General features: G+C 61.9%; 10 protein-coding genes. 6 read left to right on the top strand and 4 right to left on the bottom strand.

Features of this window, described 5'->3' with window-relative positions; all coding sequences use genetic code 11:
• Positions 1-175: 175 nt before the first annotated feature.
• Both carA and GC148_RS14080 read left to right on the top strand, forming a co-directional pair.
• Positions 176-1,333, top strand: a complete 1,158-nt coding sequence (gene carA, locus GC148_RS14085; protein ID WP_291071685.1) for a glutamine-hydrolyzing carbamoyl-phosphate synthase small subunit — start codon at positions 176-178, stop codon at positions 1,331-1,333.
• 12 nt (positions 1,334-1,345) lie between these two features.
• Entirely contained in the window at positions 1,346-2,026 is a 681-nt protein-coding gene (locus GC148_RS14080; RefSeq protein ID WP_291071683.1) for an SOS response-associated peptidase, read from the top strand.
• On the opposite strand, the gene GC148_RS14075 is transcribed toward GC148_RS14080, so the two are convergent.
• The 3 genes from GC148_RS14075 to GC148_RS14065 form a co-directional block, all read right to left on the bottom strand.
• Complete coding sequence (locus GC148_RS14075; RefSeq protein ID WP_291071682.1) at positions 2,023-2,613, bottom strand: TetR family transcriptional regulator; 591 nt, start codon at positions 2,611-2,613, stop codon at positions 2,023-2,025. The two genes, GC148_RS14080 and GC148_RS14075, sit on opposite strands and share 4 nt — an antisense overlap.
• 156 nt (positions 2,614-2,769) lie before the next feature.
• Positions 2,770-3,843 carry a radical SAM/SPASM domain-containing protein gene (locus GC148_RS14070; protein WP_291071680.1) on the bottom strand — a complete coding sequence of 358 codons (1,074 nt, stop codon included), beginning with the start codon at positions 3,841-3,843 and terminating at the stop codon, positions 2,770-2,772.
• 230 nt (positions 3,844-4,073) lie between these two features.
• Positions 4,074-5,045 (bottom strand): M48 family metallopeptidase, encoded by a 972-nt coding sequence (locus GC148_RS14065; protein ID WP_291071678.1) that lies wholly within the window; start codon positions 5,043-5,045, stop codon positions 4,074-4,076.
• A gap of 115 nt (positions 5,046-5,160) precedes the next feature.
• Between GC148_RS14065 and GC148_RS14060 the strand changes: the two genes are divergently transcribed.
• Positions 5,161-5,895 carry an MBL fold metallo-hydrolase gene (locus tag GC148_RS14060; protein ID WP_291071676.1) on the top strand — a complete coding sequence of 245 codons (735 nt, stop codon included), beginning with the start codon at positions 5,161-5,163 and terminating at the stop codon, positions 5,893-5,895.
• 119 nt (positions 5,896-6,014) lie between these two features.
• Positions 6,015-7,625 carry a Tad domain-containing protein gene (locus GC148_RS14055; protein WP_291071674.1) on the top strand — a complete coding sequence of 537 codons (1,611 nt, stop codon included), beginning with the start codon at positions 6,015-6,017 and terminating at the stop codon, positions 7,623-7,625.
• A gap of 3 nt (positions 7,626-7,628) precedes the next feature.
• Here GC148_RS14055 and GC148_RS14050 read toward each other — a convergent pair whose 3' ends face one another.
• Complete coding sequence (locus GC148_RS14050; RefSeq protein ID WP_291071672.1) at positions 7,629-8,093, bottom strand: hypothetical protein; 465 nt, start codon at positions 8,091-8,093, stop codon at positions 7,629-7,631.
• Between the two features lie 153 nt (positions 8,094-8,246).
• Between GC148_RS14050 and carB the strand changes: the two genes are divergently transcribed.
• Positions 8,247-11,525 carry a carbamoyl-phosphate synthase large subunit gene (gene carB, locus GC148_RS14045; RefSeq protein WP_291071670.1) on the top strand — a complete coding sequence of 1,093 codons (3,279 nt, stop codon included), beginning with the start codon at positions 8,247-8,249 and terminating at the stop codon, positions 11,523-11,525.
• 71 nt (positions 11,526-11,596) lie between these two features.
• Positions 11,597-12,070: a transcription elongation factor GreA gene (gene greA, locus GC148_RS14040; protein WP_291071668.1), complete on the top strand. Its 474-nt coding sequence runs from the start codon at positions 11,597-11,599 to the stop codon at positions 12,068-12,070.
• The last annotated feature ends 10 nt before the right edge of the window (positions 12,071-12,080 follow it).

Here is a 12,080-nt window from a genome sequence, read left to right as displayed (position 1 = left end):
CACGTCTTCGCGGCCCATGCCGTCCAATGCCTTTCTACGCCCGCACTTTAAGCACGCTGCTTGACGGTGCGGAGACTCAGCCCCAATAAGCGGCCAAGTTTTAGCCAGACTGGTTAACACCGAGTCAACCAGTCAAGCGCGCTGAGGTAATCGTTCTGTGAGCAAGAATCAAGATATGGACTCAGCCACCGGGGCCCTTGCCCTTGCGGACGGCACCGTATTTGCGGGCCATGGCGCCGGGGCAACCGGCATAAAAACCGGCGAATTGTGCTTCAATACGGCGATGACGGGCTATCAGGAGATCCTGACAGATCCCTCCTATGCCCAGCAGCTGGTGCTGTTCACCTTCCCCCATATCGGCAATGTTGGCGCCAACCCCGAAGACCACGAGGAGTCCACGCCGCCCGCCGGGGACGCAGCGCGGGGCGCGATCTTCCGCGAGCAGATCACGGCGCCGTCAAACTGGCGCGCGGCTGAGGATTTTGGCGTCTGGCTGACCCGCAAGGGCATCATCGGCCTCTCAGGCGTCGACACCCGCGCCCTAACCCGGCGCATACGCGAGCTCGGCATGCCGAAGGCTGCCATCTGCCACCAGCCGGAGGGCAGCATCGACTTCAACGCCCTGATCGCCGCGGCCAAGGCCTGGCCCGGCCTCGACAATGCAGACCTCGCCGCGGATGTCGTGCAGGAAGAGCCTTTTGAGCATACTGAGGGTCTGTGGAAGCCGGGCGCGGGCCATGTGCAGATGGGCAATGCCGAATTCCATGTCGTGGTCGTCGATTTCGGCCTGAAGAAGAACATCCTGCGCAACCTCGCTAATGTCGGCGGCCGCGCGACGGTCTTGAACGGCGACGCCACGGCGGCTGACGTGCTGGCACTCAAGCCGGACGGCGTGGTGTTCTCCAACGGGCCCGGCGACCCGGCCGCAACCTATGTGCGTTCCGGCGCAATGATCCGTGAGCTGATTGCATCGGGCATACCGATCCTCGGCATTTGCCTCGGCCACCAGATGCTTGCGCTCGCTCTCGGCGCAAAGACGATGAAGATGGCACAGGGCCACCACGGCGCGAACCACCCGGTGAAGGATCTTGCAACCGGCAAGGTCGAGATCGTGTCGATGAACCACGGCTTCACCGTGGATGTCGCCACTCTGCCTCCAGGCGTTGCCGAAAGCCACCGCTCACTGTTCGATGGCACGAACTCGGGTCTCGCGGTCGAAGGCAAACCGATCATCTCGGTACAGCATCACCCGGAAGCCTCTCCCGGTCCGCAGGACAGCTTCTACCTGTTTGAACGCTTCGCCGGCCTGATGCGCCAGCACCGGGGCAAATAGGCGGCGGCGGACATGTGTGGCCGCTTCTTCCGTGAAGGCGTCACCTGGGCCGAATACTTCGCGGCACTGAACATCATGGGCGAGCCGCCGGAAGGTATTGAGCCGCCGCCGGCAACTTACAATGCGGCGCCCACGCAGATCCATCCGATTGTGCGCCTCAACGAAGTGACCCGGGCGCGCGAGATGGTGCCAGCTCAGTGGGGATTGGTGCCCTCCTGGTGGACGAAGCCGCTTTCGGAAAAGAAGTTCACCACCATCAATGCGCAATCCGAGACGGCTGCGGAAAAGCCCGTGTTTCGCGGCGCCTTCCGGCACAAGCGCTGTCTGGTGCCGATCTCGGGCTATTACGAATGGTCCGTGAGCGGAAAGACCAAGACGCCGTTTGCCTTCAAACTGAAGAACCGTCGGTGGTTCTGCGTAGCGGGCCTGTGGGACGCCGCCCTGATCGACGGTTCGGAACTTCAGACTTTCACGATCCTCACCACGAAGCCCAACGATTTCACCGCCGGCATCCATGACCGGATGCCCGTGATCCTGTCACCGGAAAATTATGGGCTGTGGCTCGATGCGGCAAAGGGCGATCCGGCGCCGCTGTTCGAACCCTACCCGAACGAAGACATGATGGCCTGGCCGATCGGGCCGGCGGTCGGAAATGTCCGGAACAATTTCCCCGAACTGCTGGACGAGGTTTAAGCCAGTCCGCGCAGCAGCCGCTCGAACGTATCGAAGACTTCGTCCTCGGTGATGTCCGGACTACCGGACGCAAGCACGAACCCTGCTCCATTGAGCGCCGACTGCAGCATGACGGCGGCTGACTTCGACAGGTGCAGCGGAAAGCGCCCCGCGCGTGCAAGAAACTCGGTGCCGCGCGTCATGTTTTCACTGCCCAGTTCGAAGTCGAGCTTGTGCCAGCGCGCCATACCCAGCACTGCTGGTCCGTCCACCAGCACGATCCGCTGGTAGTCCAGGCGGCGCGACCATTCGAGATAGATCCGGCAACCGGCGAGGAATGAAGCGTAAGGATCGGTCTTGGAGCGGCTGGCGATCGCCGCTTCGCGGGCCTCGGAATCCATTTCGATCTGCAACTGCTTCCAGACCTCGAGGAACAGGTCTTCCTTCTTCTCAAAGTGATGGAACAACGCGCCTTTGGAGTGGCCCGCCTTCTTGACGATCTCCGCCACGCTGGTGGCGGCATACCCCTCGGCCGTAAACAATGTCCGCGCGGCGGCGATGATGTCGTCGCGCGTTTCAGCGGCCTGCTCAGAGGTGCGTTTTGCCATGTAATTGCCTCTTGAGGCACTTTGATACCGATGGTATGTATAATACGTAACTGCAGACTTTGCAGGACTTTTTTTCGCTCTCTCGATTTCTTCGCAGGCTGGGTGGAACCCGTTCTTCGGGGCCGGACTGCAAATCCTAAGCCGCGCGGCAGGCCGTTACCCGGCTGCCAGCGCGGCTTTTTTTGTGGCCAGTCGCGCCATCCGCAACGCCTTCAATTCAGCGCTCAGATGTTCCTCGAAATAGCGGTCACAGCCGAGGCAGGCATTTGTGATTTCGCGTCCTTTGCCATCGGTGGCGATCGAACGGCTCCGGAACACTTCGCGGCTCCAGCCGCCGGCTAGCCCCATCCCCTCCGGGTCTCCGGCGTTGAGGGCCTGGATCGATGGAAGCGCACCGACGCTGGTGAAGATGTCCTCCAGGCGCTCTTCGGCGAGCGAACCGAGCGGCGCCTTGGTTTTCAGGCAGCACGGATAGATCGAACCATCCGGCTCGATGGCAATCTCGCTGCCGGCTTCGTGCATTTTCAGGAAATTCCGGGCACCGGACCATCGGGCACAGAAATTGGTTTCATAGCCGGCCTTCGTCAGACCATTGGCCCAGGCCCGGCCACGCGGCCACAGCTCTCCGATCCAGAGATCCTCTTGCGCGCCGAAGAAAAGGAACGTTGGCTGTCCGTCCTGAGGGCGCGAAGCTGGATCGGGCGATTTGAGCTTGTCGCTCTTTGCGCCGCCGATCGAGACTTCAGACACACCCCGCTCCGTCATCATGGCGCGGATCTTCTCCATGAAGCGGAACTTGCGCTCCCCTTTCATGCCCACGTGATAGTCGTCGATCGAGGCGATGGCGATCGTGGTCACGCCGCGCGCAAGCATGGCATCGAGATATTCAGGCTCAAGCACATCGCCGGTGGTCTGTACGGACAGACGCGGCGGTGCATCCGGCCAGCGGCGCCGGATGGCGTCCAGCACGGGATAGAACAATTCCTCCCGCACACCATCGATCAGCAGCTCGCCGCCAGCAAGGATCAGCAACGTCGGCTGCCGCACGCCGGATGCGTCGGTCCAGGTCATATCATCCGGCAGGTTTGCGAGCACAGCGTCGTAGGCCTGCTGGCCCTCCGCCACCACATCGGTCAAAGCGCCGCGAAGGTAGGGACGGAAACGATCATCGTAGCAATGGACGCATTTGCGATGGCAGGCCCAGGTCAGCACCCAGTAGATCGATTGCATGGAAACTCCTGGCCCGGTGCCGAAACTGCAGGCTAAGGCGGCGCCCCGACGTCGTCCAGCCGCCTCACACAAGCGTGAAGCGCTCGGCGGAAATGCCTGTTGCGGCGCATTCAGGTTACCGGCGCTAAACGCCAATCTGAAGGGTGGAAGAAGTGAGCTTCTTCCGATTCTGGGGAATGGCCCTTTGGCGGCCCTCGCTTTCAAAAGCGGGGGCCGTTTCCGTTCCAGCCTCAACGCAAGGGGCCGCAGCGCGACTCATACTCGGCGATAGCGTCCGGCATCCATTTGCGGAAATTCTCGGCGCGGGTCTCTGAAGCCGGGTGGGTGCTCATCCATTCGGGCGGGCGCTGGCCACCCCCGATCTCACCCATCCGTTCCCAGAGCTCTGGCGCCTCGCGCGGGTCGTAACAGGCGCGGACCAACAGATCGAGACCGATCTTGTCGGCTTGCATTTCATGCTCACGCGAGAAGGCTAGGAAACCGCCCTGCGCAGCTACACCAAAGGCCTGCATCACCATTCGCTGCTGGCTGGCGCTCATGTCGCCGAGACCGACCGCCACCGCCATCTGACCGATCTGCAACACCTGCTGCGTGCTCATGCGGGCTGCTCCGTGGTGGGCCAGCGCGTGCCCGATCTCGTGCCCCATTACGACCGCGAGCTTGTCCGTGTCGGCCAGGTCATCGAGCGAGACGCGGCCATCATAGTTGCCGGTGATGTCGAGGATGCCGGTATAGACGGCGACATAGCCACCGGGCAGGCAGAACGCATTCGGCGTTTCGGAATCGACCACATAGTAGGTCCAGTCGAACTGGTCGACGACCCCCGGAATCTCATAGCCCTCCGCACGGTACTCGTTCTCGAGTTCCCGCGCCGCCGCCTGCAGACGCGCCCCGATATCGCGAACGGTCTCTGTCAGCTGGCGCGCGTCACCGGTGCAAGACGCCTGATCGGCGCACAGCACCGTGTTGCCCTGGCTCTGCTCCTGCTGGAGGATCTGGAGATAGGATTCCTGGCCGAGCTGGATCTCCTTGGCGACGGAGAGGGTGTTCAGCTGCTTCTTGCCCGGCGCGAACGGCACGTCTTTCTGGTTGGACTGCCAGTAGATGCACAGGCCGATCAGGGCGACGAGCAGGATCCCGAAACGGCCCTGGAACAGATCGCCCAGACCATTGGCGCGCACTCGGAGAGGTTCGCGGGTCATGGGCAGTGCTCCTTGCTCGCCAGATCAGTCTGATAGTTAACCGAGGCCCGCTGCGAGGGAAAGCGCCGCTTCGTCGGGTTTGCGATCCGGCCCAGCCGGCGCTATGCCTTCTGTCATGAGCCAGACCCAAGCCCCCCCGAAACTCGAGATCCGGATCATTCCGGTGACCCCGCTGCAGCAGAACACATCGATGATCTGGTCCACCGAGACCATGGAAGGCGTCTTCGTGGATCCGGGCGGCGACATTGACAGGTTGATGGGCGCGGCGGAGCATTTTGGCGTCAAGATCGTCGCGGTCTGGTTGACGCACGGCCACCTCGATCACGCCGGCGCTGCCACACAGGTCGCCGAGCGGACGGGTTGTCCCGTCATCGGACCACACAAGGATGACCAGTGGCTGCTCGACGAGATCGAAGCGCAAGGCGCCCGTTACGGGATCATGGATGGCAAGAACGTCAAACCGGACCGCTATCTGGAAGACGGTGATGTGCTGGAGCTGGCCGGAAACAGGTTCGGCGTGGCCCACTGCCCCGGACATACGCCGGGCCATGTCGTGATCTACAGTCAGGAAGGTGCGATGGCCTTTGTCGGGGACGTACTGTTCCGCGGTTCGGTCGGGCGTACAGACTTCCCTAAGGGAAACCACCAGCAGCTCATCGACTCCATCACCGGCAAACTTTGGCCCCTGGGTGATCAGATGCGGTTCGTTCCGGGCCACGGGCCGATGTCCACGTTCGGACAGGAGCGCAAGGACAATCCATTCGTGGCCGATGTTGTGACCGGTTACGCAGACACCGAGCGGGAAGACATCGATGTCATAAGCCAGCGGACCGCGAAGCGCTGGACCTGATCCGTTAAGCACAAATCGGACAGCAAACCTCACCTATTGCAGCAGATTTCAGTCTGTTGAGAGAAACTGCAGGCCTCGAATTTACCGTTTCTTCCGCCAGATACGATATGTCTGGCACCATGTCGGACCGCTTTGCCAGCAAACTGCTTCCGGTCCCCAGGCTGGGAGACGACCGCGGATCGGTGATGCCGATCTTCGCGATTGGCCTGCTAGTGATCCTCTCCCTGGCCGGCGCAACCATCGCGCTGAGCTTCGACAGCAGGGCGGCAACGAACCTGCAAATCTCGGCCGACGAGTCGGCGCTTTCAGGCGCGACGGCGTTCCTGAACGCCGCATCGCCAAGGGCCGAGGACCGGTTGGAAGCCGCGAAGATCGCAGCGGAAGCCTCCGCGCGGGCGAACTCGACCTACGCGATCGCCAAACTCGATGTCGGCGCGGTGACGGAAGACGCCTATGGCCAGAAGACCGTCATTGAAGTCGCCCTCAGGTTCACGCCCGTGAACCCGGCTGCGCAGATTGCGGGGCGGACGGCCTCGATCGACATCGAACGCACCGCAGCAGCCTCCGCGACCTGGGGCTTCCCGCTCTGCATCCTCGGCCTTAACCCGAACGCCTCTGGCCTCAGAACATCGGGTGCGGCCAGCCTGTCTGCAGAGAATTGCATTGTCTGGTCCAACACAACCGGATCCCGGTCGATGGAATTTACCGGCGGCACCGCTTCCACGAAGTATTTCTGCGCAACGGGCAATGCCCATGTCGCTTCAGCCAGCGTGACGCCGCGCCCTAATGAGAATTGTGACCCTATCCCGGACCCGCTTGCGTCCTGGACCGCGCCGCTGCCAGGGAAGATCGACATCAACCCTTTCCCAACCGGCAGCAAGAACAAAAGCCCGAACCCTGCCGCTTTGGCTGCGCAACTGTCGCACTTGCTCGATCAGCCGAGCCTTAAAAGCCTTACCCGCTCTCTCATCAGGTCTGTCGCAACCGGCGAGCAGCTCTCGGACGCCGAAACCCAGAGCCTGCTTTCGACAATCAACTCGATTGCGCTGGCGGGGGGTGGCCGAAATTCCGCTTTGATGATTGACAAGAAGGGGGTGTTCACGAAGGGCGCGGCAAAGGGCTTGCACGTCCTTGAGGTCGCCCAAATCCTCGGCCTCGTGGATAACCTGCCCAGCTCGGTTTTGAAGGGCGATACCTATTCAATGTCGCCGACATTGACCCTGTCTCCCGGCACTTATGCCGGTCTGGACATCAGCGAAGGTCATGTCCGGATGAAACCGGGCATCTATCATATCGTTGGCGCGCCGCTGCTGGTACGCCGCCGGGCGACGCTGTCGGGCGATGGCGTGACAATCGTCCTTCATGGCGACAAAGCGACCTTCTCGGTGCTCGACCAGGCCCGTGCGACCCTTACGGCGCCATCTGACGGCGAAACCGCAGGCTTCACGATCGCCGAGAACCGCCGCGCAAAACTCTCCGGCAAGAATGTCGAGCGTTCACGCCTCACCGGTTCGGGCGGCGTGGAACTGATCGGCACGATCTATCTGCCGCGCCAGAAATTCTCGATCACCGGCGAGGGCTCGGCCGACCAGGCCTCGCCGCTTTTGCAACTCGTCGCCAGCAATATCGAAATGACCCATAAGGGCGCCTTGAAGATCCGGTTCGATCCCGGCCGCACGGATGTGCCGATGACGATCCTGCCCGCCCGCGAAGCGCGCCTGATCCACTGAGGCCTATTCGACTTCTGACACCACGATGAACTGAGGTGCGTCGACGAGGCCCATGAATCCACCCATGACGGTCTGCACGGTCTCGCCGCCCATGTCTTCGGCGACGAACCCCTCAAGATCCGGGATCGCAAACGCTTCGATATAGGCCACCCCCGGCTCACCCTCGCCCATCAGAAGGCGCTCGGCGCGGTAAGTGCGGAACGATTGCACCCGAGCCAGCGCCCGCATTGACGGCTGGTCGGTCGTGCGGACCCAATCTTCGAACTGTTCGGGTGTGACGCCTTCTTTGAGCGTGTACATGATGAACAGGTTCGGCGTCGTTTCGACGCGGACTTCCTTGACGATTTCGATTGTGGTGACCTCGGCAGGCACCGGCGCAGGCGATGCCGGTGCATCCGTGATTGAGATGCACCCCGTGAGCACGAACACCGACAAGGAAACCAGGCCGGCAATGAAATGGTGACGCATGTAAGGAATCCTTGTGCTGGAAGACGTTACGGCGCAATCCGCAGCAGGATTCGCAGGCGCAATCCAAGGATTTCGCAGCAGGCTGTCCTTGCCCCCCGCCCCGACTCCCCGCTATAGGGCAGCCGTTTGCCCGCCGCCTCAGGAGAGTCCCCCATGCCCAAGCGCACAGATATCTCCTCGATCCTCGTGATTGGCGCAGGTCCCATCATCATCGGCCAGGCCTGCGAGTTCGACTATTCCGGCGTGCAGGCCGTGAAGGCACTGAAAGCCGAGGGCTACCGGGTCATCCTGGTCAACTCGAACCCCGCCACGATCATGACCGATCCGGACCTAGCGGACGCAACCTATATCGAACCGATCCTTCCTGAGATCGTCGAAAAGATTATCGCTATCGAAAAACCGGACGCGCTGCTCCCGACGATGGGCGGCCAGACGGCACTGAACTGCGCGCTGGACCTGCATCATGCCGGCACTCTGGCGAAATACGGAGTCGAACTGATCGGCGCGAAGGCTGAAGCCATCGAGATGGCGGAAGACCGCAAGCTGTTCCGCGAAGCTATGGACCGGATCGGACTGGAGAACCCGCGTGCGACCATCATCGCCTCGCCGGATGTGCGCGGCCCCGATGGCAAGATCAAAGGCTATGACCGAATCACCGGCCTCAAAGCGGCGATGGATGCGCTCGACATTGTCGGCCTGCCCGCGATCATCCGCCCCGCCTTCACTCTTGGCGGAACCGGCGGCGGCATCGCCTACAACATCGAAGAATACGAAGAGATCTGCCGGACGGGCCTTGCGGCCTCGCCCAACGCGCAGATCCTGATCGACGAAAGCCTGCTCGGCTGGAAGGAGTACGAGATGGAGGTCGTCCGCGACAAGGCGGACAACTGCATCATCATCTGCTCCATCGAGAACATTGATCCGATGGGTGTGCACACGGGCGATTCGATCACGGTTGCGCCGGCGCTGACGCTCACCGACAAGGAATACCAGGTGATGCGCAACGCCTCGATTGCGGTGCTGCGCGAGATCGGCGTTGAGACCGGCGGCTCGAACGTACAGTTCGCCGTGAACCCTGCCGATGGCCGCCTCGTGGTGATCGAAATGAACCCGCGCGTGTCACGCTCCTCGGCGCTCGCGTCGAAAGCCACTGGCTTCCCGATTGCCAAGGTCGCTGCGAAACTCGCCGTGGGCTACACGCTCGACGAATTGACCAACGACATCACCGGCGTCACGCCCGCCTCGTTCGAGCCGACGATTGATTATGTCGTCACCAAGATTCCGCGCTTTGCCTTCGAAAAATATAAGGGCGCAGAGCCCGTCCTGACGACGGCGATGAAATCAGTCGGCGAAGCGATGGCCATCGGCCGCAGCTTCCAGGAGAGCCTGCAGAAGGCGCTCTGCTCGTTGGAAACGGGCCTGTCGGGTCTTAACGAGATCAGCTTCGAAAACGAATCCGCCCTCCGCCAGGCGTTGGGTATCCAGTCCCCGGACCGTCTGCGCGTGATCGCCGAAGCGTTCCGCATGGGTCTCAGCGTCGAAGACGTGAACGCGGTTACTTCGTTCGACCCCTGGTTCCTGCGCCAGATCGAGGACATCGTCAAAACCGAAGCCACGATCAAGGCCAACGGTCTACCGGACGACGCCGCGGCGATGACCGAACTCAAGGCCAAGGGCTTCTCCGACAAGCGTCTCGGCGAATTGATCGGACAGGCCGAGGGCTGGGTGCGGGGCCTGCGCCATTCGCTGGGCGTGCGCCCTGTCTACAAGCGGATTGATACGTGTGCGGCGGAGTTCGCCGCCAAGACTCCTTATCTCTACTCGACCTACGAGCACGCCGCGTTTGGTCAGAGCAAGCCGGACTGCGAAGCCCTGCCCTCGACCCGCAAGAAGGCGATGATCCTCGGCGGCGGCCCGAACCGTATCGGCCAGGGTATCGAATTCGACTATTGCTGCTGCCACGCCGCCTTTGCGATGGACGATCTCGGCATCGAATCGATCATGGTCAACTGCAACCCGGAAACGGTGTCCACGGACTATGACACGTCGGACCGCCTGTATTTCGAGCCGCTGACGATCGAGCATGTTCTGGAAATCGTGCACAAGGAACAATCGGCCGGCGAATTGATGGGGTTGATTGTGCAATTCGGCGGGCAGACGCCGCTGAAACTAGCCGCCGCACTCAACAAGGAGAAGGTTCCGATCCTCGGCACGACGCCGGAGTCGATTGACCTGGCCGAAGACCGCGAACAATTCGCGTGCCTTCTCGACGATCTGGGAATCCAGCAGGCACCGTCGCGCACCGCGCGCAGCTTGGAGGAAGCCGAAGTGAAGGCGCACGAGATCGGCTATCCGGTCATGCTGCGGCCCTCGTTTGTGCTGGGCGGCCGCGCGATGGAGATCGCGCGCAATGACGAAGACCTGCGCAAGTTTGCGGCCGAGGCGCTCGCCGTCTCTGGTGACGCCTCGCTGTTCATCGACCGCTATCTCTCGGACGCCATCGAGGTCGACGTGGATGCCATTTGCGACGGGCAGGATGTCCACGTTGCAGGGATCATGGAGCATATCGAGGAAGCCGGCGTTCACTCGGGCGATTCTGCTTGTGCATTGCCGCCTTTCACACTGAGCCCAAGCCTGCAGGGCCGGCTCGCCGAACAGACCATTGCACTCGCACGCGCGCTGCATGTCCGCGGACTGATCAACATCCAGTTTGCCGTCAAGGGCGAGGAAATCTACGTCCTCGAAGCCAACCCGCGCGCCAGCCGGACCGTTCCTTTCGTCTCCAAGGCCGTGGGCGCGCCGATCGCAGCGATTGCGGCCAAGGTTATGGCTGGCCGTCCGTTGGCGGAGTTTGACCTGCGCCATGCCAATCCGCGCCGCATCGCCATCAAAGAAGCCGTGTTCCCGTTCGCCCGCTTCCCGGGCGTCGATCCGCAACTCGGCCCGGAAATGCGCTCCACAGGCGAAGTCATGGGCTGGGACGACGATTTCGGCATGGCCTTCCTGAAAAGCCAGCTGGGCGGCGGCATCCGCCTGCCCTCGGAAGGCACTGTGTTCATTTCGGTCCGCGACAATGACAAGGCCGGCGCCGTGGAAGCGGCCCGTAACTTGGCGCGGATGGGATTCACCATCCTGGCGACCAGCGGCACGGCCAGCCATCTGGAAGCCAGCGGCATTCCGGTCAAACGGGTGAACAAGGTTCTGGAGGGCCAGCCGCACATCGTGGACGCTATGATCAACGGCGATGTCCAGTTGATGTTCAACACGACCGAAGGGGCGGCCTCCCTGTCCGATTCGGCGTCGATCCGGCGCACCGCCGTAGCGCGCAAGATCCCGTATTTCACGACGCTCGCCGCCTCGATCGCCGCCGTTCAGGCCATCGCCAGCCTGAAAACACAGGAAATCTCGGTGCGAGCCTTGCAAAGCACCTGAGCTGGCCCCACTTGACGCGATTACTTTTTAAAACCACGCTTTTTAGCCGCGCAAGATGAGGGAAACTCACGATGGAACGCATTCCGATGACCGCCGAAGGCCACGCTGCCCTTCAGGCTGAACTGAAAGTGCTGAAATCCGTCGAGCGGCCCAACATCATTGCGGCCATCTCCGAAGCCCGGTCGCACGGGGACTTGTCGGAGAACGCGGAATATCATGCCGCCAAGGAGAAGCAGAGCTTTATCGAAGGCCGCATCAGCGAGCTGGATGACAAGCTGGCCCGGGCGGACATCATTGATGTCAGCAAGCTCGGCGGCAAGAAGATCCGCTTCGGCGCAACCGTGACCATCATCGACGTCGATTCCGAAGAAAAGTTCACCTACAAGATCGTCGGTGAAGACGAAGCGGACGTCAAAGAGGGCAAGATCTCGATCACGTCCCCCCTCTCCCGCGCCATGATCGGCAAGGAAGAGGGCGACGAAGCCGAAGTCGCTGCTCCGTCAGGTGCCCGCGCCTACGAAATCGCGAAAGTCGTTTACAAATAAGGAGCTGCTC

The organism is Hyphomonas sp., from assembly GCF_016125515.1.
GTDB lineage: Bacteria > Pseudomonadota > Alphaproteobacteria > Caulobacterales > Hyphomonadaceae > Hyphomonas.
The sequence above is the reverse complement of the archived record's forward strand: the minus strand, read 5'-3'. Positions and strand labels throughout refer to the sequence as shown.